Source organism: Pseudomonas sp. HTZ2 (assembly GCF_033173945.1).
In the GTDB taxonomy this organism is placed as follows: domain Bacteria; phylum Pseudomonadota; class Gammaproteobacteria; order Pseudomonadales; family Pseudomonadaceae; genus Aquipseudomonas; species Aquipseudomonas guariconensis.
The window spans coordinates 1,230,692-1,252,499 of sequence record NZ_CP137332.1 but is presented as its reverse complement, the minus strand read 5'-3'; the positions used below and the strand labels follow the sequence as shown (position 1 = coordinate 1,252,499).

Annotated in this window: 20 protein-coding genes; 17 read left to right on the top strand and 3 right to left on the bottom strand. The window is 64.2% G+C overall.

Going from position 1 to position 21,808, the window contains the following annotated elements; all coding sequences use genetic code 11:
- Positions 1-108: 108 nt before the first annotated feature.
- Positions 109-1,431, top strand: a complete 1,323-nt coding sequence (locus R6G97_RS05940) for a hypothetical protein (protein ID WP_196168308.1) — start codon at positions 109-111, stop codon at positions 1,429-1,431.
- A gap of 90 nt (positions 1,432-1,521) precedes the next feature.
- On the opposite strand, the gene R6G97_RS05935 is transcribed toward R6G97_RS05940, so the two are convergent.
- Complete coding sequence (locus R6G97_RS05935; RefSeq protein WP_043214515.1) at positions 1,522-2,403, bottom strand: Dyp-type peroxidase; 882 nt, start codon at positions 2,401-2,403, stop codon at positions 1,522-1,524.
- A gap of 152 nt (positions 2,404-2,555) precedes the next feature.
- Between R6G97_RS05935 and R6G97_RS05930 the strand changes: the two genes are divergently transcribed.
- From R6G97_RS05930 to R6G97_RS05865, 14 genes are all read left to right on the top strand, one after another.
- On the top strand, positions 2,556-3,464 hold the full coding sequence (locus R6G97_RS05930) for a bile acid:sodium symporter family protein (protein WP_090342920.1): 909 nt from the start codon (positions 2,556-2,558) through the stop codon (positions 3,462-3,464).
- A gap of 181 nt (positions 3,465-3,645) precedes the next feature.
- Positions 3,646-4,710 (top strand): enoyl-CoA hydratase/isomerase family protein, encoded by a 1,065-nt coding sequence (locus R6G97_RS05925; protein WP_043214518.1) that lies wholly within the window; start codon positions 3,646-3,648, stop codon positions 4,708-4,710.
- A gap of 16 nt (positions 4,711-4,726) precedes the next feature.
- On the top strand, positions 4,727-5,878 hold the full coding sequence (locus R6G97_RS05920) for an acyl-CoA dehydrogenase family protein (protein ID WP_317847892.1): 1,152 nt from the start codon (positions 4,727-4,729) through the stop codon (positions 5,876-5,878).
- A 613-nt stretch (positions 5,879-6,491) separates the two neighbouring features.
- On the top strand, positions 6,492-7,553 hold the full coding sequence (locus R6G97_RS05915) for a 3-deoxy-7-phosphoheptulonate synthase (RefSeq protein WP_043214521.1): 1,062 nt from the start codon (positions 6,492-6,494) through the stop codon (positions 7,551-7,553).
- A gap of 78 nt (positions 7,554-7,631) precedes the next feature.
- Positions 7,632-7,913, top strand: a complete 282-nt coding sequence (locus tag R6G97_RS05910) for a peptidylprolyl isomerase (protein WP_043214523.1) — start codon at positions 7,632-7,634, stop codon at positions 7,911-7,913.
- 16 nt (positions 7,914-7,929) lie between these two features.
- Positions 7,930-9,852, top strand: coding sequence for an extracellular solute-binding protein (locus R6G97_RS05905; RefSeq protein WP_317847891.1), 1,923 nt, complete (start codon positions 7,930-7,932; stop codon positions 9,850-9,852).
- Positions 9,849-10,907 carry a microcin C ABC transporter permease YejB gene (locus R6G97_RS05900; RefSeq protein WP_317847890.1) on the top strand — a complete coding sequence of 353 codons (1,059 nt, stop codon included), beginning with the start codon at positions 9,849-9,851 and terminating at the stop codon, positions 10,905-10,907. Before R6G97_RS05905 ends, R6G97_RS05900 begins: the two co-directional genes overlap by 4 nt.
- A complete protein-coding gene (locus R6G97_RS05895) occupies positions 10,907-11,923 on the top strand; it encodes an ABC transporter permease (protein WP_043214529.1) in 1,017 nt (338 codons plus the stop codon). The genes R6G97_RS05900 and R6G97_RS05895 overlap by 1 nt, the downstream gene beginning before the upstream one ends.
- 73 nt (positions 11,924-11,996) lie before the next feature.
- Complete coding sequence (locus R6G97_RS05890) at positions 11,997-13,391, top strand: sigma-54 interaction domain-containing protein (protein WP_317847889.1); 1,395 nt, start codon at positions 11,997-11,999, stop codon at positions 13,389-13,391.
- Between the two features lie 277 nt (positions 13,392-13,668).
- Positions 13,669-15,060: a GntP family permease gene (locus R6G97_RS05885; protein ID WP_070573453.1), complete on the top strand. Its 1,392-nt coding sequence runs from the start codon at positions 13,669-13,671 to the stop codon at positions 15,058-15,060.
- Positions 15,061-15,070: 10 nt separating this feature from the next.
- Entirely contained in the window at positions 15,071-15,841 is a 771-nt protein-coding gene (gene hbdH / locus R6G97_RS05880; protein ID WP_317847888.1) for a 3-hydroxybutyrate dehydrogenase, read from the top strand.
- Positions 15,842-15,897: 56 nt separating this feature from the next.
- A complete protein-coding gene (gene eco / locus R6G97_RS05875; protein WP_043211906.1) occupies positions 15,898-16,377 on the top strand; it encodes a serine protease inhibitor ecotin in 480 nt (159 codons plus the stop codon).
- Positions 16,378-16,486: 109 nt separating this feature from the next.
- A complete protein-coding gene (locus R6G97_RS05870; protein WP_317847887.1) occupies positions 16,487-18,445 on the top strand; it encodes an acetoacetate--CoA ligase in 1,959 nt (652 codons plus the stop codon).
- A gap of 34 nt (positions 18,446-18,479) precedes the next feature.
- Positions 18,480-18,755: a peptidylprolyl isomerase gene (locus R6G97_RS05865; protein ID WP_043211902.1), complete on the top strand. Its 276-nt coding sequence runs from the start codon at positions 18,480-18,482 to the stop codon at positions 18,753-18,755.
- Between the two features lie 2 nt (positions 18,756-18,757).
- On the opposite strand, the gene R6G97_RS05860 is transcribed toward R6G97_RS05865, so the two are convergent.
- A complete protein-coding gene (locus R6G97_RS05860) occupies positions 18,758-19,381 on the bottom strand; it encodes a LysE family translocator (protein WP_043211899.1) in 624 nt (207 codons plus the stop codon).
- A 135-nt stretch (positions 19,382-19,516) separates the two neighbouring features.
- Between R6G97_RS05860 and R6G97_RS05855 the strand changes: the two genes are divergently transcribed.
- On the top strand, positions 19,517-20,347 hold the full coding sequence (locus R6G97_RS05855) for an AraC family transcriptional regulator (protein ID WP_102082063.1): 831 nt from the start codon (positions 19,517-19,519) through the stop codon (positions 20,345-20,347).
- A 109-nt stretch (positions 20,348-20,456) separates the two neighbouring features.
- Complete coding sequence (locus R6G97_RS05850) at positions 20,457-21,068, top strand: LysE family translocator (protein ID WP_090342941.1); 612 nt, start codon at positions 20,457-20,459, stop codon at positions 21,066-21,068.
- Here the strand turns inward: R6G97_RS05850 and R6G97_RS05845 are convergent.
- Entirely contained in the window at positions 21,046-21,741 is a 696-nt protein-coding gene (locus tag R6G97_RS05845; RefSeq protein ID WP_043211895.1) for a metallophosphoesterase, read from the bottom strand. The two genes, R6G97_RS05850 and R6G97_RS05845, sit on opposite strands and share 23 nt — an antisense overlap.
- Positions 21,742-21,808 lie beyond the last annotated feature (67 nt).

Sequence of the window (21,808 nt, the reverse complement as noted above, 5' to 3'; positions counted from 1 at the left end):
AGCCATGGTCAAGACCCGCGCCGTGCATCCACGCACTAATACCGCGTTGTCGGCTCACACCGACCGCTTTGCCTCCACAACACCAAAAAAAAGAAACGAGGAACGCCAATGCTTGTCACTGCACATCGCTCCGCCCTCGCCGGGGCGCTGGTTCTAGCCCTGCTGGGCGCCAGCCAGACGGCTGTCGCCTACGAGCTGTACGCCGACGAAGACTCTCATCTGAACGCCGACCTGCTGGCGGTGTGGGGCATGTTCAACAGCCGCAAGAACTACGACGGCACGCCCGGAGGCTCCACCTGGCGTGAAGGGTTCATCAAGTATGGAGTCAGTGGTGACCAGGGCCTGGCTGGCAACGGCAGCCTGTACGGCGCGCTGAACTGGGTCAGCTCCGGGGCCTGGGGCGATGGGGATGCGGGCGGCAACCAGGACGGTTCCGAACGCACCACCAAGATCGAAGATGCCTACCTGGGCTGGCGCTCAGGCGACATGTTCCCGCTGTTGGGTAAAGATGGCGTGGATATTTCCGGCGGACGACAGGTGATCCACCTGGGCAGTGGTTTTCTGATCAACGATGACGGCCCCAACCTGGGCAAAGGACCGGCCGACGGTGCGCTCAATCGCGGCGGCGGTTTCTACCTCGGCGCCCGCCATGCCTTCGACCGCACCGCCATGTTGCGCCTGGGCGGCCAGGACGGCCTGCATGGCAGCGTGCTGTGGCTCAAGTCGGACAACCGCGCCCAAGCCGAGACCGAACTTGCCGCCGGCACCCTGGACTACACCCATGCCCTGGGCACCCTGGGCCTGACCTGGATACACGGCATCGACGTCACCGACCAATGGGCCAGCGAATCCCAGAAAGCCCGTGAGGGCATGGACGTCTACAGCGTGCGAGGTGAAGGCGATGCCGGGGTAAAGAATGCCAGCTTCGCCTTCGAGTACGCCTGGCAGGATAAACGCGGTGGACCGGAACAGGCCTGGTACCTGGAAGCCGGCTATACCTTCGCCGACATCACCTGGGCGCCAAAGCTGACCTACCGCTACACCCGCTACTCCGACAACTGGGACCCGCTGTTCACTGGGTTCTCCAGCGGTTACGGCACCTGGGTGATGGGCGAGGTGGCCGGCAACTATGCCGGGCCGTTCAACAGCAACACCGGCGTGCATCACGTCGGCCTCAAGGCCACGCCCCGTGAGGACATCACCGTCGGCGCGCTGTTCTTCGACTTCGATACCGTGCGCACCCGCGACACCCTGAACCTGGATGCCCAGGAGCTGGACCTTTACCTGGAATGGGCGGTCAACGACCACCTGACCATCAGCCCGCTGCTAGGGCTGTACAAGCCACGCAAGGATGAAAGCAACGGCGGCAACCAGGTGGGCGGCAACGGTACCAACGTGTACAGCCAACTTACGATCGCAGTGCCGTTCTGAACCTTCGGGGGTGAACCCACCCCCGCCGGTGCAGTGCAGTTACTGAAGGCATCGCAGAACCTGCGAAAGGGTCGCCCGGCGGCCCCAGCATCAGGCCTGCAGCAACAGGCTCAGATCCAGCCCCGCCTCGCCCATCGGCGGGCACCAGTAGTAGCCACCGGTCAGCGGACGGCTGAAGCGGTACAGGCCATCGATGATGCCATCCTCCAGCCCGCTCATGCGTCGCAGCTGCACCTCGAAGGCATCCAGCGAATGGCCCAGGGCCACGAAGGCAAGGCCGGCGCCACGCTCGTCCGCCCAGGCCACCGAGCGACGCACGACGAACGCTTCGGGGGCGAAGCTTTCCTGGGCGGTGCGCTTGACGTGGGCCGATGCGGGGGCGTCATCCAGCTCTTCGTTGTCGCTCATGCGACGGCCAATGATGTTGTCCTGCTCTTGCTGGGGCAGCGACTTGAAGTAGTTCAGGTCGTGCTTCCACAGCTGGAACGCAGCAAAGCTGGAGCCGGCAAGACCCGGCTGCTCGCTGGCGACGATGGCAGCCTCGACGGCGTCGTCATCCACCGGGTTCTCGGTGCCGTCTTCATAGCCGCTCAGGTCATGGCCACCGCGGTGCAGGAAACCGTCGACGCTATCGACCAGGCGCAGCGCCGGGGCCAACGTCTGCTCCAACGCCTGGGCCTGCAGGAACAGCTCGCCTCGCTCCGCGCCGCGCAACCACAACCACAGGGCGTGCTGGGTGCTGGGGTTCTCGACCACGGCATCCAACTGCGGGAAGGCACGCAGGCCCGGTACGTCGCGGCCCAGCGCCTTGACCAAGGGGGTACCCACACCAAGGATCAAGCTCTGGCCATCGACTTGCGGCAGCAAGGCGTCCAGCACGGCGGGCAGCGCCTCGACCGAGTGCAGGGAGAAGAACAAGTGACGGGCGTGGGCCGGCACGGGTTTGGCGAGCAGACCTTGCTGGAACGGCATAGGGGGCTAATCCTCGGTAAAAACGGGCATGCTAGAGGGGCGGCAGGCAAGCTTCAAGCGGCAAATCGCCTCGGTGATCGCCGTTTGGCCTGCAATCGGGCTGTCGCCAACTTGCGGCTAGACTCCTTTGAACTTGCCAAAGGAATGCCGCCATGACCGCCTCGCCGTTGCTCACCGCTATCCTGCCCATCGCCCTGGGGATCATCATGCTGGGTCTGGGGTTGTCGTTGACCCTGGCCGATTTCACCCGGGTGGTGAAATACCCAAGACCTGTGATCATCGGCCTGGCCTGCCAGATCGTGCTGCTGCCGCTGGTGTGTTTTCTGATCGCCAATGGTTTTGGCCTCGAGTCGGCCCTGGCGGTAGGCCTGATGCTGCTGGCCGCCTCCCCGGGCGGGACCACGGCCAACCTGTTCAGTCATCTGGCCCACGGCGATGTGGCATTGAACATCACCCTCACGGCGGTCAACTCGCTGATCGCCATCCTGACCATGCCGCTGCTGGTGAATCTGTCGCTGGCCTGGTTCATGGCCTCGGACCAGGCCATTCCCCTGCAATTTGCCAAAGTCATGCAGGTGTTCGCCATTGTCCTGCTGCCGGTCGCCTTGGGCATGCTGATCCGTCGCGCCGCGCCCACATTCGCCGCCCGGATGGAAAAACCCATGAAACTGGTGGCAGCGCTGTTTCTGGCCTTCACCATCGCGCTGGCCTTGGCCAAGGACTGGCAGACCGTCGTCCAGTACGCGCCGGTGGTCGGTGGCGCGGCGCTGCTGTTCAACCTGCTGAGCCTCGGCGTGGGCTACTGGGTCCCGCGTCTGCTGAACATTCCACGGCGTCAGGCGATCGCGATCGGCATGGAAATCGGCATCCATAACGGTACCCTGGCCATCGCGCTGGCCTTGAGCCCGTCGCTGCTCAACAACCCGACCATGGCCGTGCCTGCAGCACTCTATAGCCTGATCATGTTCTTCACCGCCGCCGTGTTCGGCTGGTGGGTCAGCCGCACACGGCCGCAAACCGAGGTTGCAGGCAACACCCCGAAGCAAGCGACCGGCGACTGAGACGGCCCTGCTTGCTGTGGAGAAACGCCTCTGGAAGCAGCGCATCAGGTAAAAATGCAGAAACCCACTGCAGATTTACCAATTGTGCATGGCATATTCGCATGACAGGATCCTGCGATCCTCCAGCGCAACTTCCAGACTTCACTTGGAAAATCAATAACAAAGCAGGGAGACCGCGATCATGACCGCGCACGCTCATTCCGAGGCCCATGTCCTGGCCGAAATCCGCAATCACATCGGCCATCTGACGCTCAACCGCCCTGCCGGCCTCAACGCCCTCACCCTCGACATGGTGCGCAGCCTGCAGCATCACCTGGACCAATGGGCGGCCGATCCCCAGGTCCATGCCGTGGTGCTGCGCGGCGAAGGGCCCAAGGGCTTCTGCGCCGGCGGCGACATCCGCTCGCTGCACGACAGCTACAAGGCCGGCAGCAGCCTGTATCAAGACTTCTTCGTCGAGGAATATGCCCTCGACCTGTGCATCCACCACTACCGCAAGCCGGTGCTGGTTCTGATGGACGGCTTCACCCTCGGCGGAGGCATGGGCCTGGCCCAAGGCGCCGACATGCGCGTCGTCACCGAGCGCAGCCGCCTGGGCATGCCGGAAGTGGCCATCGGTTATTTCCCCGATGTCGGCGGCAGTTACTTCCTTTCGCGCGTACCCGGCGAGCTGGGCACCTACCTGGGCGTGAGCGGCGCACAGATCCAGGCCGCCGACGCGCTGTACTGTGGCCTGGCCGACTGGTTCCTGGAGAGCGACAAGATCGCCGCCCTGGACGCGGGCCTGGACAAACTGACATTCGGCGACCACCCCCTCAAAGACCTCCAGGGCCTGCTGGCCAAGCTCGGTACCCAGACACTCGACGATGCCCCGCTGGCCCGTTTGCGCCCTGTGATCGACCATTTCTTCGCCCTGCCCGACGTGCCCAGCATGCTCGAGCAACTGCGCACCGTGAGCATCGGCGACAGCCACCAATGGGCCTTGGCCACCGCCGATCAGCTGGAAAGCCGCTCGCCCCTGGCCATGGCCGTTACATTGGAGATGCTGCGTCGCGGCCGCCACCTGAGCCTGGAGGAATGCTTTGCAATGGAGCTGCACCTGGACCGTCAGTGGTTCGAGTACGGCGACATCATCGAGGGCGTGCGCGCCCTGATCATCGACAAGGACAAGCAGCCACGCTGGAACCCGCCGACCCTCACCGGGCTCGATCCCAAGCGGGTGAACCAATTCTTCGAAGGCCTGTGAGCCGGGGAGTACACAGATGCAAGACCTGGAACTGAGCGAAGAGCAGATCATGATCCGCGACATGGCCCGGGATTTTGCCCGTGGCGAAATCGCGCCCAATGCCCAGGCCTGGGAAAAGGCCGCCTGGATCGACGATGCCGTGGTGCGCAAGATGGGCGAGCTGGGCCTGCTCGGCATGGTCGTGCCGGAAGGCTTCGGTGGTAGCTATACCGACTACGTGGCCTATGCCCTGGCCGTGGAAGAGATCGCCGCTGGTGACGGCGCCACCGGCGCGATGATGAGCATCCACAACTCGGTTGGCTGTGGCCCGCTGCTGGCTTATGGCACGCCCGAACAGCAACAGGCCTGGCTGCCGCGCCTGGCCAGCGGCGAGGTGATCGGCTGCTTCTGCCTCACCGAGCCCCAGGCCGGTTCCGAAGCCCACAACCTGCGCACCCGCGCGGAGCTGGTCGACGGCCATTGGGTCATCAACGGCGCCAAGCAGTTCGTCAGCAATGCCCGCCGCGCAGGGCTGGCCATCGTCTTTGCCGTGACCGACCCTGAGGCTGGCAAGAAAGGCCTGTCGGCCTTCCTGGTGCCGACCGACAACCCGGGTTTCAAGGTGGACCGCAGCGAGCACAAGATGGGGATCCGCGCCTCCGATACCTGCGCGGTGACCCTCGACAATTGCCGTATCCCCGCCGCCAACATCCTGGGCGAACGGGGCAAGGGCCTGGCCATCGCATTGTCCAATCTCGAGGGCGGACGCATCGGCATCGCAGCGCAGGCGCTGGGTATCGCCCGGGCGGCATTCGAAGCGGCCCTGGTCTATTCGCGCGACCGCATTCAGTTCGGCAAGCCGATCAACGAACACCAGAGCATCGCCAACCTGCTGGCGGACATGCAGGTGCAGATCAACGCTACGCGCCTGTTGATCCTGCATGCCGCACGCCTGCGCAGTGCCGGCAAGCCGTGTCTGTCCGAAGCCTCCCAGGCCAAGCTGTTCGCCTCGGAAATGGCCGAGCGCGTGTGCTCCATGGCCATCCAGGTGCATGGCGGCTACGGCTATCTGGAGGACTATCCGGTTGAGCGTTACTACCGTGATGCGCGGATCACGCAGATCTACGAGGGGTCGAGCGAGATCCAGAGAATGCTGATTGCGCGGGAACTCAAGCATTACGCCCTTTGAGTTTCATAGAGGGATGCGGCCCATCGCAGGCTTCGCCAGCTCCGCTTGCTGACCGAGCCTTGGATGGGCTGCAAAAATGATCGGAGCCATAGCATTTAGTCATTGAACATCCTGTTTGAGGTGCAGTAAGCTCGGGCTCATTCATTGGAGAGCAACATGACCCACAGCATCCGCAACCACGCCAACCTCACCGGTCGCACCGCGCGCCCAGTGCTGGCCGTTGCTGGCTGCCAGGCCGTTGCCAGCTTTTATTTTGGGTATTGGTTTAGCCACTAGGCGCCGCTGATACCCACACGGCGCCCACCTTCGAGGGGCCGCCGAACACGAGAATACTCAAACCCCCGGTCGGCCCCCCGACCGGGGGTTTTGCGTTTCAGGCTTCTAGAAAACACCGATTCACATTGAGGAAACAGACATGAACACCATCGCTTATTACTACGCCGACACCTACGCCTGGCGATTTAGCCAATCCCGTTCGGGCCAGCCTGCCGCCTCCGTTCGGTCGTCCACTGGTGGCAATGCTGCACGCAGTCATAAACCGAATATCTGTCGAACACCTCGATAGGGCCGACCACGCGGGCCTGAACCCGCCGTCCGCCCAGGGAAAAACGCCATGCAATCGTCGAACCTCGCCCTGCCCCTGACCCAACCCCAGGCTGCCAACACCGCCGTCAGCCAACGTCTGCCCTCACCGCACCTGCTCAAGCAGCAAATGCCGCTGAGCACTGCCCTGACCCAGCAAGTCCAGCAACATCGCCAAGCCGTGCGCGCCATCCTCGACGGCCTCGACCCGCGCCTGCTGGTGATCGTCGGCCCATGCTCGATCCATGATCCACGTTCGGCCCTGGAATACGCCGACCGCCTGGCCGCCCTGAGCCGCGAAGTCGATGACAAACTGCTGCTGGTGATGCGCGCCTACGTCGAAAAACCCCGTACCACGGTCGGCTGGAAAGGCCTGGCCTACGATCCGCACCTGGACGGCAGCGATGACATGCATGGCGGCCTCGCGCTGTCTCGCGGGCTGATGCTGAACATGATCGAGCGCGGCCTGCCAATCGCCACCGAGTTGCTGCAACCGATGGCCGCCGGCTACTTCGACGACCTGCTCAGCTGGGCCGCCATCGGCGCGCGTACCACCGAATCGCAGATCCACCGCGAAATGGTCAGCGGCCTGGCACTGCCCGTGGGCTTCAAGAATGGCACCGACGGGGGCGTCGGCATCGCCTGCGACGCCATGCGCAGCGCCGCCCACCCGCACCGCCATTTCGGCATGGATGCCCAAGGCTACCCGGCGATCATCGAAACCTTGGGCAACCCTGACACCCACCTGGTGCTGCGCGGCGGCCACCAGGGCCCGAACTACGATGCCTCGAGCATTGCCCAGGCACGCCAGGGCCTGTCCAAGGCCGGCCTGACCGGGCGTGTCCTGGTCGATTGCAGCCACGCCAACAGCGGCAAGGACCCGGCCCGCCAGCCCGCGGTATTCGAGGAGGTGCTGGAGCAGCGCCTGCAAGGTGACCGGGCGATCATCGGCATGATGCTCGAAGGCCACCTCTTCGATGGCTGCCAGACGCTGGGCAAGGGCCCGCTCAAGTACGGCGTTTCGATCACCGACGGCTGCCTGGGCTGGGACGCCACCGAGGCGCTGCTGCGCCGGGCGGCCGAGCGTTTGTGACCGGTACACCAAGCCTGGCGAGACATTTGCCGAACAAGTGCGCTAGGCTTGTTTTTTTCACCCAAGGAGTAGTACCCCATGGCCCGTGCCACCGCCCGCCACATCCTGGTCAGCAGCCTCGAGAAGTGCAACGAACTCAAAGCACAGATCGAAGCTGGTGCCGACTTCGCCGAAGTCGCCAAGGCCAACTCCACTTGCCCATCCAGCCGCCAAGGCGGCGACCTGGGCTCCTTCGGCCCAGGCCAGATGGTCAAGGAATTCGACACCGTCGTCTTCAGCGCCCCGGTCAACACCGTGCAAGGCCCGGTCAAGACCCAGTTCGGCTACCACCTGCTCGAAGTGACCAGCCGTCAGGACTGAGCCTGCGATCCCGGTGATGTCCTCTGTGGGCGCGGGCTTGCCCGCGAACGTCGTCCCGTCGGCAACCGGGTTGCCAGCACGGACGCCTTCGCGGGCAAGCCTGCTCCCACAGTGCATGTGGGGTCTGCTCTTGCTGTGCACGGCCCTCGCAGCCCACGCCGCCCCCACCCACGCACTCACTGCCTACGGTGAGGCCCCGCGTTATCCCGAATCCTTCCGCCACTTCGACTACGTCAACCCCGATGCCCCCAAGGGTGGCAGCCTGCGGCGTTCAGCCCTGGAGATCGGGCAGTTCGACCATGTCCTGCCGTACATCGATAAAGGCATCGGTGTCAGCGAAGTCGATGGCTGGTTGTATGCGCCTCTGGCGCAGCGCTCATTCGATGAGCCCTACACCGTCTATGGTTTGATTGCTCGGCGCATGGAGCGTGGTCCAGAGGACGCCTGGCTGCGCGTTGAGATCGACCCGCGCGCGACGTTCGCCGATGGCAAGCCGGTGCGCGCCGAGGACGTGCGCTTTACCTTCCACCTGCTGATGAACAAAGGCAGTCTGCGCTATCGCACCCAGTTCGTCGAGGTCACCCAGGTCACGATCGAGAGTCCGCGGCAGGTGCGTTTCGATTTCAAACAACCCCATGGCCGCACCTTGGCCCTAGACCTCGCCACCCTGCCAGTGCTGCCCGAGCACGACTGGCAGCACCGCGATTTCGCCAACGGCGCCGGCTTCGACAGACCCGTCGGCAGCGGGCCCTACCGCATCGGCCGGATCGACAATGGCCGCAGCATCACGTTCGAGCGCGACCCCACCTGGTGGGCCGCCAGCCTGCCGGCCAGTCGAGGCCGCTACAATTTCCAGAGCATCCGCATCGAGTATTTCGGCGACACAGAAGTCGCCCGCCAGGTGTTGCGCGGCGGCGGGTTCGACTACAACCGCGAGTTCTCCGCCACGGCCTTCACCTTGGGCTACAAGGGTGACGCGCTGGACGATGGGCGCCTGCAACGCGCCCACCTCGGCCCGTCCAAGCCTCAGACGGCCCAGGGCTTCGTGTTCAACCTGAAGCAGCCGATGTTCCAGGATCGGCGCGTGCGCCAGGCACTGGCCATGCTCTGGGACTTCGAATGGAGCAACCGGCAGATGATGCGCAACCTGTACATCCGTCAGCAAAGCGTGTTCTCCAATACCCCGCTGGCCGCCCGCGCCTTGCCCGACGCCCAGGAACTGAAACTGCTCGAACCGTTGCGCGGCCAAATCCCCGATGAAGTCTTCAGCCAGGTCTATAGCGCGCCGGTGACCGACGGTTCGGGCATCATCCGCCCCCAACAGCTGCAGGCCCTGGCCCTGCTCGAGGCCGCCGGCTGGCGCCCCGACGGTGATCGGTTGGTGAACGCCAACGGTGAGCCGCTGAGTTTCACCTTTCTCAATGGCCAGTCGGGGCTCGAACGCCTGCTGCTGCCCTGGAAACGCAACCTGGCGCAGATCGGCATCACCCTGAACATCCGCAATGTCGACTCCGCCCAGTACGTCAACCGCCTGATGGCCCGCGACTACGACATGATCGTCACCGGCTATCCGGTCACGCTCTCCCCGGGCAGCGAGTTGTACAACTACTTCGGCTCGGCCTCGGCCGAAGACCCCGGGTCGAACAATTTCATGGTGCTGCGCGACCCGGCCGTCGATACCCTGCTCGACGGCCTCGTGCGGGCCGACACCCAGCCCGACATGCTGCGCCACGCCCATGCTCTGGACCGGGTGCTGCAATGGAACTACTACTGGATTCCCAACTACTACCCACCGGGCAGTTCGACCGTCTGGTGGAACCGCTTCGGCCTGCCCAAGGTCCAGCCGGCCTACGATGAAGGCCTGGATACTTGGTGGGAGATCAGCCCGACGCCGCTGACCAATGCACAGATGGTCGAGCGCCAGAAGGCCAGCCCATGACGGCCTATATCCTGCGTCGCCTGTTGCTGATCATCCCGACTTTGCTGGCGATCCTGCTGGTCAACTTCGTGATCGTCCAGGCCGCCCCCGGCGGGCCGGTGGAACAGGCCGTGGCGCGTCTGCAAGGTATCGGTGGCGGCACGCCGGGGGCGCGGGTCGAGACTGTGCATGGCGAGTCCCGCGCAAGCCGCGGCCTGGACCCCAAACTCATCGAAGAGATCAAGCGCCAGTATGGCTTCGACAAGTCGGCCCCCGAACGCCTGTGGCTGATGCTGGGCCAATACGCTCGACTGGACTTCGGCCAAAGCTTCTTCCGCGGCGCCAAGGTCACCGACCTGATTCTCGACAAACTGCCAGTGACGGTCTCGCTCGGCCTGTGGGCCACCTTGATCACTTACCTGGTGTCGATACCGCTGGGTATCCGCAAGGCCGTGCGCCACGGTAGCCGCTTCGATGCCTGGAGCAGCGCGCTGATCGTCATCGGTTATGCCCTGCCCTCGTTCCTGTTCGCCTTGCTGTTGATCGTGCTGTTCGCCGGTGGCACCTCGCTGAACTGGTTCCCGGTGCGCGGGCTGGTCTCGGAGAACTTCGACCAGCTCAGCCTGCTGGGCAAGGTCGCCGACTATTTCTGGCACTTGGTGCTGCCGGTCGGGGCGTTGGTGATCGGCGGCTTCGCCACCCTCACTTTGCTGACCAAGAATGCCTTTCTCGACGAGATCTCCCGCCAGTACGTGATCACCGCGCGGGCCAAGGGCCTGAGCGAGCGCCGGGTGCTGTACGGGCATGTACTGCGCAACGCCATGCTGCTGGTGCTGGCCGGGCTGCCCCAGGCGTTGATCACGGTGTTCTTCGCCGGCTCCTTGCTGATCGAGGTGATCTTCTCCCTCGATGGCCTGGGCCGACTGAGCTATGAGGCCGCGGTCTCGCGGGATTATCCGGTGGTGTTCGGCACCCTGTTCATCTTCACCCTGGCAGGGCTGTTGATTCGCTTGATCGGTGACCTGAGCTATACCGTGCTCGACCCGCGCATCGATTTCGATGCAAGGGCCCGCTGATGTTTTCGCCCGTCGCGCTTCGTCGTTGGCGCTGTTTCCGGCGCAATCGCCTGGGTTGGTGCTCGCTGTGGCTGTTCGCCGCTATCCTGGTGCTCAGCCTGGGCGCGGAACTGGTGGCCAACGACAAACCGCTGCTGCTCGTCTACAAAGGCGAGCTGTACACGCCGGCACTCAAGCGTTACACCGAGCAACAGTTCGGTGGCCAGTTGCCGTTCCAGCCCGATTACCGCAGCGCTTACGTACGCCAGTTGATCGCAGGACAGGGCGGCTGGATGCTGTTCGCGCCGATCCCTTTCAGTGCCGACACGCCCAACTACGACCTGCAGGTGCCTACCCCCAGCCCGCCCAGCACCAGCAACTGGCTCGGCACCGACGATCAAGGGCGCGATGTGCTCGCCAGGGTGCTGTACGGCACACGGGTATCGCTGTTGTTCGCCTTCGCCTTGACCGTGCTCAGCGTACTGATCGGCATTGCCGCTGGGGCCGTGCAGGGGTACTACGGTGGCTGGGTGGATTTGTTGGGCCAGCGTTTGCTGGAGGTCTGGTCGGGTTTGCCGGTGCTGTACCTGTTGATCATCCTCAGTGGCTTTGTCGAGCCGGACTTCTGGTGGCTCCTGGGGATCATGGCGCTGTTTTCCTGGCTGACCTTGGTGGATGTGGTACGCGCCGAATTCCTACGCGGGCGCAACCTGGAGTACGTCAAGGCCGCGCGTGCCCTGGGGCTGTCGGACGGGCAAGTGATGCTCAGGCATATTCTGCCCAACGCGATGACGGCCACGCTCACCTACGTGCCGTTCATGCTCACCGGGGCTATCACCACCCTCACCGCCCTGGATTTTCTTGGCTTCGGCATGCCGGCGGGCAGCGCTTCGCTGGGGGAGCTGGTGACCCAGGGCAAGCAGCATCTGGAGGCGCCATGGCTGGGCTTTACCGCATTCTTTGCCCTGGCGTTGATCTTGTCGTTGCTGGTGTTCATTGGCGATGCGCTGCGTGAGGCGTTCGATCCACGGGCCTAGCGGTCGATGGGTCTTCGCCAGTCTGGCCGACAGTCGTCATAATCACCGCCACTGCATTTCAAAGGCCCAGCCCATGCAAGAAAGCGACAGCCTCAAGGACTATCCCCAGGTTCGGCAACTGGCGATCCGCTCGCTGTTCGAGATCATCGAGCAGTCCAGCGAAGGCACGGTGATCGTCGATCGCCAGGCACGGATCGTCTGGATGAACGAGCGCTACGCCCGGCGTTTCGGCCTGCCCGATGCGGCCAGCGCCATTGGCCAGCCCTGCGAGGCGGTGATCCCGGGCAGCCTGATGCGCGATGTGGTAAGCAATGGCCGGCCGATCCTGCTGGATATGCTCGACACACCCAACGAGCCGCTGGTGGTGATGCGCCTGCCCATCCATGACGATCGCGACGAGCTGATCGGCGCCATCGGCTTTGCCCTGTTCGATGAACTGCGCAGCCTCTCCCCGCTGCTCAAGCGCTACGCGAGCATGCAGCAGGAACTGGCCTCGACCCGCTCGCAACTGCGCGCACGCCAGGCCAAGTACAGCTTCGCCCAGTTCGTCGGCACCAGCGCCGCGAGCCTGGAGGCCAAGCGCAGGGCGCGCCGTGGTGCAGGCAGCGATTCCCCGGTATTGCTACTGGGCGAAACCGGCACCGGCAAGGAGCTGCTGGCCCATGCCATCCATGCTGCCTCGGCCCGGGCGCACAAGGCGTTCGTCAGCGTCAACAGCGCGGCCATTCCCGAAACGCTGCTGGAGGCCGAATTCTTCGGCACCGCTCCTGGCGCCTTCACCGGGGCCGACCGCAAGGGGCGCAGCGGCAAGCTGCAATTGGCCGAGGGCGGTACGCTGTTTCTCGACGAGATCGGCGATATGCCATTGGCCCTGCAAAGCAAGCTGCTGCGGGTATTGCAGGAGAAGGAATACGAACCGGTCGGCTCAAACCAGATGCTGCGCAGCGATGTACGCATCATTGCCGCCACCTCCATCGATCTGCAGGCGGCCATGGCCAGCGGCGCGTTTCGCGCCGACCTGTACTACCGGCTCAACGTGCTGCCCATTGAGGTACCGCCCCTGCGCGAACGCCTGGGCGATCTGCCGGCGCTGTGCGAGGCAATCCTGGCCGAGCTTGGCACTCAGTACGAGCTCGAGCCCGACGCCCAGGCATTGCTGGCACGCCACGCCTGGCCTGGCAATATCCGTGAACTGCGCAATGTGCTGGAGCGTGCGACGCTGCTGGCGGATCAGCCGCGCCTGGGAGTGGACGATGTGCGCTCGGCGCTGGGGCCGTTGAGCCCCGTCGCGCCGGCGGGTGCAGTACCTCAGGGGTATCGGGAGGCGTGCGAGGCATTCGAGCGCAAATTGATCGCCGATGCCCTGGCCAGTTGCGCCGGGAATGTACCGCAGACCGCGAAGGCGCTGGGGTTGGGGCGGTCTACGCTGTACAAGAAGATGATCGCCTTGGGGGTTCAGTCTCTGTAAAGAGACCTAGGTCTCTAGCTAGAGACATTGTTGTAAGACCGTTTTTACGGTCCATTGCAGGCCTCGCCAGCGCCTGCAGAGAGAGACGAAGCGCCACCTGTTGTGGGCGTTGGCAACGCCTGCGACAGGCTGTGCAGCAGCCCCAACCGTCTCGATTGTGAGACAACTGCAGGCAATAATTCGATAAAACCCTTACAAATCAATACGTTACAAATCTGGCACGAATCCCGCTATCTCCTCGGTCAACCATAAAAACAACGACTTGGAGACACCCTCGATGACTGTGCTCATCGCCCTCGCTGCCCTGGCCCTGTTGATGTTGGCTGCCTATCGCGGCTACAGCGTCATTCTCTTCGCCCCCATTGCCGCCCTCGGCGCTGTCCTGCTCACCGACCCTGCGGCTGTGGCCCCGACCTTCACGGGCGTGTTCATGGAAAAAATGGTCGGCTTCATCAAGTTGTACTTCCCGGTGTTCTTGCTCGGTGCTGTGTTCGGCAAGCTGATCGAGCTCTCCGGCTTCTCGCGCTCGATCGTCGCCGCCGCCATTGGCTTGCTGGGCACACGCCAGGCCATGCTGGTGATCGTTCTGGTGTGCGCGCTGCTCACCTACGGCGGCGTATCGTTGTTCGTAGTGGTGTTCGCGGTGTACCCGTTCGCGGCCGAGATGTTCCGCCAGAGCAACATTCCCAAACGCCTGATCCCGGCGACCATCGCCTTGGGCGCGTTCTCTTTCACCATGGACGCCCTGCCCGGCACCCCGCAGATCCAGAACATCATCCCCAGCACCTTTTTCAACACCACGGCCTGGGCTGCGCCCTGGCTGGGGCTGATCGGCACACTGTTCGTGTTCAGCGTCGGCATGCTTTACCTGCGCCGCCAGCGCAACAAGGCACAGCGCGCCGGCGAAGGCTATGGCAATGACCTGCGCAACGAACCGGAAACCGCCGACGACCTGGCCCTGCCCAACCCTTGGCTGGCGTTGTCGCCTTTGGTGATGGTGGGCGTGATGAACCTGGTGTTCACCCACTGGATTCCTCACTGGTATGGCGCCACGCATACGTTGCAGCTGCCAGGCATGAGTGCGCCGGTGCAAAGCGATGTGGCCAAGCTCACCGCGATCTGGGCAGTGCAGGCGGCCTTGCTGGTGGGCATCCTGATGGTGCTGGTATGCGCCTTCGGCGCCATCCGCCAACGCTTGGCCGAGGGCACCAAGAGCGCCGTCAGCGGTGCGCTGTTGGCGGCCATGAATACCGCCTCGGAGTATGGCTTCGGCGCGGTGATCGCCTCGCTACCGGGCTTTCTGGTATTGGCCGATGCCCTGCGCGCCATCCCAAATCCCCTGGTCAATGAGGCTGTGACCGTCACCTTGCTCGCCGGCATCACCGGCTCCGCCTCCGGAGGCATGAGCATCGCCCTGGCGGCCATGAGCGAAAGTTTCATCGCCGCAGCCCACGCCGCGAACATCCCGCTGGAGGTCCTGCACCGTGTGGCCGCCATGGCCAGCGGCGGCATGGATACCTTGCCGCACAACGGCGCGGTGATCACCTTGCTGGCGGTCACCGGGCTGACCCACCGCGAGGCCTACAAGGACATTTTCGGTATTACCCTGATCAAGACCCTGGCAGTTTTCGTGGTCATCGCCACCTTCTACGCCACCGGCATCGTCTAAGGAGATCTGCATGACGCTCAAAGGCAAGACAGCACTGGTCACCGGCTCCACCAGCGGCATTGGCCTGGGTATCGCCCAGGTGCTGGCCGGCGCTGGGGCGAATATCCTGCTCAATGGCTTCGGCGACCCGACCCCGGCACTCGCCGAAATCGCCCGCCACGGGGTCAAGGTGATCCACCACCCCGCGGACCTGTCCGACGTGGCCCAGATCGAGGCGCTGTTCGCCCTGGCCGAGCGCGAGTTCGGCGGCGTGGACATCCTGGTCAACAACGCGGGCATCCAGCACGTGGCGCCGGTGGAGCAGTTCCCTGTGCAGACCTGGGACAAGATCATCGCGCTGAACCTTTCGGCTGTCTTCCACGGCATCCGCCTGGCCTTGCCGGGCATGCGGGCACGTGGCTGGGGGCGTATCGTCAACATTGCCTCGGTGCACGGCCTGGTGGGGTCCACCGGCAAGGCCGCCTACGTGGCTGCCAAGCACGCAGTGGTTGGCCTGACCAAAGTCGTAGGCCTGGAAACGGCCACCAGCAACGTCACGTGCAACGCCATCTGCCCCGGCTGGGTACTGACCCCGCTTGTGCAGAAACAGATCGACGACCGCGCCGCAGCCGGTGTCGACCCTCAGCAAGCGCAGCACGATCTTTTGGCCGAAAAGCAGCCTTCCGTGGCCTTTGTAACGCCCCAGCACTTGGGAGAGCTGGTATTGTTCCTGTGCAGCGAGGCCGGTAGCCAGGTCCGTGGCGCCGCCTGGAACGTCGATGGCGGTTGGCTGGCCCAGTGAGGGGCAGCCGGGATCTGGCGCGGTCTTGCATTCGTTTTCAATTGCAAGGAGGCCCTATGCGCCCATTCCCACTGACCGCGATTCTTTCCCTGACCTTGGCCGCCGCCGCGCCTGTGATGGCCGCCGGGCTCAAAGACGTCGCGCCCTACCCTGAGGCGGAAAAAGGCTTCACCCGGCAGGTCATCCACCTGCCGGCCCAAACCGACGAGTCGGCCTACCAACTGGAAATCCTCGCCGGCAAGACCCTCACCGTCGATTGCAACCGCCAGCGCCTGGCCGGCAGCCTCGAGGAACACAACCTCGAAGGCTGGGGCTACAGCTACTACCGGCTGGAAAAAGTCGGTGGCCCCGCCAGCACACTGATGGCCTGCCCGGACGGCAAGAAGACCGAGGCCTTCGTGCCGGTGGTCGGTGAAGGCTTCATGCTGCGTTACAACAGCAAGCTGCCGGTCGTGCTGTACGTGCCCAAGGACATCGAAGTGCGTTATCGCATCTGGTCGGCATCGCCGGACGTACAAAAGGCTAAAGTGGAGTAAAAGCCAAAGCCATTTGGCTGCGCATCGGCACTTTAGGCGCAGCCCCTGCAGGAGCGGATTCGCCCGCTCCTACAGGCTCTGGATTCCATCGAAAGTGGGAGGTTTCGGCATGAACGATGTGCTCTGGCGCCCCTCCACGGCGCAGATCCAGGCCAGCCGGATGGACGTCTTCCGCCGCCAAGTAAACCTGCGCTACAACCTCCAGCTCAATGACTACGCCGCGCTGCACCGCTGGAGCATCGAGCAACGCCCGGCTTTCTGGCAGACCCTTTCCGACTATTTCCACGTCCAGTGGCACACCCCGCCCGCCCAGGCCCTCAGCGAAGGTCCACAGATGCCGGATGCGCACTGGTTCCCCGGTGCCACCTTGAACTACGCCGAACACCTGCTGATGCGGCGCGATGACCGCCCCGCCGTGGTCGCCGTACGCGAGGACGGCCAGCGCCAGGTGCTGAGCCACGCACAATTGGCGGCCCATGTGGCCGGCATGCAGAAAGCCCTGCAGGCCCTGGGCATCCAGGCCGGCGACCGAATCGCTTCGGTGATGCCCAACACCTGGGAAACCTTGGTCGCCATGCTCGCCTGCACCAGCCTCGGCGCGATCTGGTCCAGTTCGTCACCGGAGTTCGGCCTTCACGGCATCATCGACCGCTTCGGTCAGATCGCCCCAAAGCTTCTGATCGCCTGCGCCGGCTACCAGTACGCCGGCAAGACCATCGACCAAGTCGAAAAGATCAACCAGGTCACCGCCCAACTGCCCCAGCTCGAACACTTGTTGGTAGTGCCCTACACCCGCTCACACACCCACTGCGAAGAATTCACTGCCCCGCGCGTCAGCCTGTGGGGCGACTTCTACCAACCCGGTGGTGAACCGCGCTTTACCGCCCTGCCGTTCGACCACCCGCTGTACATCCTCTACTCCAGCGGCACCACCGGCGTGCCCAAGTGCATCGTCCACCGCGCCGGCGGCGTACTGCTGCAACACCTGAAGGAGCACGGCCTGCACAACGACATCAAGGCCGACGACGTCTTGTTCTACTACACCACTTGCGGGTGGATGATGTGGAACTGGCTAGCCAGCGGCCTGGCGGTCGGCGCCACCCTGGTGCTGTACGATGGCTCGCCCTTCCACCCAGGCCCACAGCGTCTGCTCGACCTGATCGACGCCGAACGCATCCACGCTTTCGGCACCAGCGCCAAATACCTGGCCGCCCTGGAGCAGGAAGGCCTCGAGCCTGCCAAAAGCCATCGCCTGAACAGCCTGCGCCTGATCATGTCCACCGGCTCACCGCTCTCGCCCCACAGCTACGACTACGTTTACGGCAAGATCAAACCCGACCTGTGCCTGGCTTCGATGTCTGGCGGCACCGACATCGTCTCGTGCTTCGTGCTCGGCAACCCCGTGCTGCCGGTACGCCGTGGCGAGATCCAGTGCAAAGGCCTGGGCATGGCTGTGGAGGTGTGGAACGAGCACGGCCAGCCCGTGATCGGCGAGAAAGGCGAGCTGGTCTGCACCCGCAACTTCCCGTCCATGCCAGTGGGCTTCTGGGGTGACAACGACGGCAGCCGCTACCACGATGCCTACTTCAGTCAGTACCCCGGCGTCTGGGCCCAGGGCGATTACGCCGAGCAGAACGCTGAGGGCGGCATGATCATCCATGGCCGTTCGGACGCGGTGCTCAACCCCGGCGGTGTGCGCATCGGCACGGCGGAAATCTACCGCCAGGTGGAAAAGGTCGAGGAAGTGGTCGAAAGCGTCGCCATCGGCCAGGACTGGCACAACGACGTGCGCGTAGTCCTGTTCGTGCGCCTGCGCGAGGGGCTGCAACTGGACGATGCCCTACGCCAGCATATTCGCCAGGTGATCCGTCAATACACCACGCCCCGTCATGTTCCGGCCGTGATCGTTCAGGTCACCGACATCCCGCGCACCATCAGCGGCAAGCTGGTGGAGCTGGCGATCCGCAACGTGGTCCATGGCCTGCCGGTGAAGAACACCGACGCCCTGGCCAACCCCGAAGCCCTGGCGCAATTCCGAGACCGCGCAGAGCTGCGCGATCAGGCATAATGGCGCCCTTTTTTGCCCGAAGCACAGGTGTCCCATGAAAGCCCAAGCCCGCCACATCCTGGTCAAGACCGCTGCCGAAGCCGAACAGCTCAAGCAACGGATCGCCAAGGGCGAAGCCTTCGATGTGCTGGCCAAGAAATTCTCCACCTGCCCCTCGGGCAAACGCGGGGGCGACCTGGGCGAAGTCCGCCCAGGCCAGTTGGTAGGCGCCATCGACCAGGTGATCTTCAAGAAGGCCCTGCGCGTGGTGCATGGGCCGATCAAGACCAAGTTTGGGTATCACCTGGTGCAGACGTTCTATCGCGATTGACCTCAGCGCCGCGCCGCCAAAAGCCCCAACCCCGCACACCCCAACAACGACGCACTGACCCGGTTGAACACCCGGCGCGGCCCTGGGCGCTCGAACCAGCGCTGCATGTACGCCCCAAGGCCCGCATAGATCGCGATGGCCGCCCATTCCAGCAGCAGGAACATAACGCCCAGCCAGAGGAATTGCTCGGCGACCGGCATGGCACTGCCCACCGAGACGAACTGCGGCAGGAATGCGGTGAAGATCAGGATGGCTTTCGGGTTGCCCGCTGCCACCCAGAACTCCTGACGGGCCAGGCGCCAGGTACCACGTGGATGGTCACTCGCCACGACCGCTTCACCCACCGGCGCCCGCCACAGCTGCCAGGCGATGTAGAACAGGTACGCTGCGCCCAGCACCTTGATGATCAGGAACAGGTATTCGCTGGTGTGCAACACCACCGCCAAGCCCATGGCAGCCAGGGCGATCATGCCGCTGAAGGCGAGCAACCGGCCGATGCCGGCCATGCAGGCGGTGCGCAGGCCATAGCGGCTGGCGTTGTGCAGCGACAACAGGTTGTTGGGGCCAGGCGCCATGTTCAGGGCGAAACAGGCGGGGATGAACAGCAGCAAGCTCGACAGGTCCATTTTTCTTCTCCTTCGGGACCTCGGCAGCCTCGCGCCGGGTGTGCATTGCGTCAAGTACAGTGGCGCAGTAAATGGCCGGAACAGTGGCCAGCAGTTTAGACTGCGTGCTCCGGCACTCGGCGAAGCAGGCCCTGCATGACCCTATCGAACAGCGAAATCTGGCGCGACCCGGCCCTGCCCTTCGTGGAAAGCCGGCGCGCCTGCCATAGCCGCGCCTGCTACAAGGCCCATAGCCATCCGACGTTCTCCATCGGTGCGGTAGATGCCGGCCTCAGCTGGTTCACCGGCGCGGGCGACGGCCAGGCGCGCCTGACGCCCGGCACCTTGGTACTGGTCCCGGCGCAGCGGGTGCATGCCTGCAACCCCGAGTCAGGCCAGGCCTGGAGCTATCAGATGGTGCATGTGGATGCGCAGTGGCTGGGACGCCTGCGACTGGAGTCAGGCGTTAGCGCTGCCGAGCCTGGAGCGCCTGCGCGAATCACGCGTTCGGCTGAAGTGTATCGGCAGTTCTGCCAGCTCAATGCATTGTTGTTTTCCGACGCGGCACCCTCGCAGAAGGAAGCCGCGTTGGTGGCCTTCATCGGTGACCACGACTTTGCAGCGCATGCGACGCTGGATGCTGCCCCGCCCCCTGCCTTGAGCGCCCCAGCCCTGCGCGAGCTGATTGCCATGCTGCAGACGTGCGAGCTGGCCGAAATCAGCCTGGAGCATCTGGCCGGGCACGTCGGGTTGGGGCGATACCAGTTGATCCGGGCGTTCCGCGCCGCGACGGGGCTCACACCACACGCCTACCTGCTCAATGAGCGGGTCAACCGGGCGCGGGGGTTGCTCGGCCAAGGCCAGGACCTTGCGCAGGTGGCTTATCGCCTGGGCTTTGCCGACCAGAGCCACTTCCAGCGGGTGTTCAAGGCGCACGCGGGCATGACCCCCGGGCAGTATCGACATGGCGTCGGGGCACGCGGGTAAACCTACCCACCCGCTCCGCGCGCTGGAGCACACGCCGTGCAATTATCTTCAATACCGCCCAAGGCTTGGGACGACAGACTGCGGCTTTCCTTGCCACAGAAGCCTACCCATGGAGCAATTTCTCGTCGTCGCCGCAGCCCACTTCCTGGCCCTGCTCTCCCCTGGTCCCGATTTCTTCCTCGTCGCTCGCGCCTCGGCCACCGCCGGCTGGCGCACCGCGAGCGGTGCTTGCCTGGGGATCGCCCTGGCCAACGGCGTATTCATCGCCATAGCCTTTACCGGCGTCTCCATTCTGCAGGAGGGCAGCGCGCCGTTCATCGCGTTGCAACTGGCCGGCTGTGCCTACTTGCTGTTTATCGGCGGGCTGTTCCTACGCCATGCCGGGCGCAGCGACCTGCAATCGGCCGAGGTCGGTATTGGTCACGGCTGGGTACAGAACCTGGGAATGGGCTTCACCTCGGGCATCCTCAACCCGAAGAACGCTCTGTTCTATGCAAGCCTGGCAAGCATGCTCGCAGCCAGCAGCGCGGGCTGGAAGCTCGTCTATGGTGTGTGGATGTTCACAATCGTGCTGGGCTGGGACCTGCTGGTGGCGGTGGCCATCGGCAATCGCCGGGTGCTGCGGCGCTTCGCCCAAGTCTTGCCGTGGCTGGAGCGTGCTTCCGGTGTGCTGTTGATTTTGCTGGCCAGCGCGGTGCTCATGCGCCTGGCCTGGGGTTGATCACGCTCAGCGTCCTGAGGTCCACCACACTGAAAAAGCCGCTGGCCCAGCCGCCGGTGTCCAGGTGCCAGACGTTGCCCAACTGCTTGACCCGCAGCACTGGGGTATGGCCGACCAGCAAGGCGCGCAAGCCACCGACCGGCTCGGTGTCGCCCTCACGCAGGCGTCGACGCGACCATTGGCAGACTTCTCGGACTTCAGGATCGTCCATAGCCTCTAGAAAAGCCTTGAGCGTCGACCATTCGGGAAATGGACTATCGGCATGCAAGAGGCCGATCAGCCCAAGCGACGTCTGCACCTCGATCGCCAATGGCATCTGCGCGAAGCCTTCGACGTAGCGTTGTTGTTCGGCACGAGGAAGGTCGAGAAACCAGCCCCCGCCTGCAGAGCGGTACATCTCCAGATCAACTCTGCCACCGCGCAGGTGGGCGATGGCGAGCGCCTCATGGTTGCCCTGTACCGCGTGGAACCAGGGTTGCGCCAACCAGTCCAGCGCCTGCTCGCTGGCCGGCCCCCGGTCCACCAGATCGCCCACGCTGAACAGCCGATCCACCTCAGGATCGAATCCCACCTCGTCCAGGCATCGCTGCAACCGCTCGAAATGACCATGGATGTCGCCCACGGCCAGATCGCGGCCACGGTTATTGGCACTCACCCGCCGAAAACGGCTCATTGCTTCCACCCTCTGCTGCTGTCCCAGCGGCAGGCGTAAAATAGAGAGGCGATCCGTCCGTGCCCGT

Coding starts and splice junctions, on each gene's coding strand:
- R6G97_RS05940 (WP_196168308.1), top strand. CDS start 109: ATGCTTGTCACTGCACATCGCTCCGCCCTCGCCGGGGCGCTGGTTCTA.
- R6G97_RS05935 (WP_043214515.1), bottom strand. CDS start 2,403: ATGCCGTTCCAGCAAGGTCTGCTCGCCAAACCCGTGCCGGCCCACGCC.
- R6G97_RS05930 (WP_090342920.1), top strand. CDS start 2,556: ATGACCGCCTCGCCGTTGCTCACCGCTATCCTGCCCATCGCCCTGGGG.
- R6G97_RS05925 (WP_043214518.1), top strand. CDS start 3,646: ATGACCGCGCACGCTCATTCCGAGGCCCATGTCCTGGCCGAAATCCGC.
- R6G97_RS05920 (WP_317847892.1), top strand. CDS start 4,727: ATGCAAGACCTGGAACTGAGCGAAGAGCAGATCATGATCCGCGACATG.
- R6G97_RS05915 (WP_043214521.1), top strand. CDS start 6,492: ATGCAATCGTCGAACCTCGCCCTGCCCCTGACCCAACCCCAGGCTGCC.
- R6G97_RS05910 (WP_043214523.1), top strand. CDS start 7,632: ATGGCCCGTGCCACCGCCCGCCACATCCTGGTCAGCAGCCTCGAGAAG.
- R6G97_RS05905 (WP_317847891.1), top strand. CDS start 7,930: ATGTCCTCTGTGGGCGCGGGCTTGCCCGCGAACGTCGTCCCGTCGGCA.
- R6G97_RS05900 (WP_317847890.1), top strand. CDS start 9,849: ATGACGGCCTATATCCTGCGTCGCCTGTTGCTGATCATCCCGACTTTG.
- R6G97_RS05895 (WP_043214529.1), top strand. CDS start 10,907: ATGTTTTCGCCCGTCGCGCTTCGTCGTTGGCGCTGTTTCCGGCGCAAT.
- R6G97_RS05890 (WP_317847889.1), top strand. CDS start 11,997: ATGCAAGAAAGCGACAGCCTCAAGGACTATCCCCAGGTTCGGCAACTG.
- R6G97_RS05885 (WP_070573453.1), top strand. CDS start 13,669: ATGACTGTGCTCATCGCCCTCGCTGCCCTGGCCCTGTTGATGTTGGCT.
- hbdH (WP_317847888.1), top strand. CDS start 15,071: ATGACGCTCAAAGGCAAGACAGCACTGGTCACCGGCTCCACCAGCGGC.
- eco (WP_043211906.1), top strand. CDS start 15,898: ATGCGCCCATTCCCACTGACCGCGATTCTTTCCCTGACCTTGGCCGCC.
- R6G97_RS05870 (WP_317847887.1), top strand. CDS start 16,487: ATGAACGATGTGCTCTGGCGCCCCTCCACGGCGCAGATCCAGGCCAGC.
- R6G97_RS05865 (WP_043211902.1), top strand. CDS start 18,480: ATGAAAGCCCAAGCCCGCCACATCCTGGTCAAGACCGCTGCCGAAGCC.
- R6G97_RS05860 (WP_043211899.1), bottom strand. CDS start 19,381: ATGGACCTGTCGAGCTTGCTGCTGTTCATCCCCGCCTGTTTCGCCCTG.
- R6G97_RS05855 (WP_102082063.1), top strand. CDS start 19,517: ATGACCCTATCGAACAGCGAAATCTGGCGCGACCCGGCCCTGCCCTTC.
- R6G97_RS05850 (WP_090342941.1), top strand. CDS start 20,457: ATGGAGCAATTTCTCGTCGTCGCCGCAGCCCACTTCCTGGCCCTGCTC.
- R6G97_RS05845 (WP_043211895.1), bottom strand. CDS start 21,741: ATGAGCCGTTTTCGGCGGGTGAGTGCCAATAACCGTGGCCGCGATCTG.